Source organism: Helicobacter sp. T3_23-1059, from assembly GCF_053654515.1.
The window spans coordinates 1-379 of sequence record NZ_JBSIUV010000251.1; the positions used below are offsets into that span (position 1 = coordinate 1).

1 protein-coding gene is annotated in these 379 nt (G+C 39.6%); it reads right to left on the reverse strand.

The window, feature by feature from the left end:
* Positions 1 to 379: hypothetical protein (locus ACWIX0_RS14290; protein WP_454174630.1), on the reverse strand; the 379-nt coding region annotated here is incomplete at both ends.

Below are 379 nucleotides of genomic sequence, written 5' to 3' on the forward strand. Positions count from 1 at the left end.
GGGGGGGGGTGCTACATTGTGCTAAAAGCCTTGCTAACTCTGCTTGTTTTAATGCTTGCTTCTCTTTTTCTAGCTCTTGTTTGGCTTGCAAAAGAGAATCTAGCTCGGCTTGTGTGGTTGTTAGTTGATTTTGCAAAGATTTTAGGGTAGATTCTGCGTTTGCTAGCTCACACACCTTGGAAAAATAAGTAGTAGTATAGTAATCTCCGCAACTTGACCCTAGTTGAAAACAGCCTCCATGTCCGCAGTTATATTGCCCGCTGTAAGTTTGGTAATATTTTTTATTTGTTTTATAGTCATTGATTTGTGCTTGGGTGGCGTTGATTTGGGTTTGTAAATCTTGGATTTTGCCTTGTTTTTCTGTGATTTTTGCTTGCAA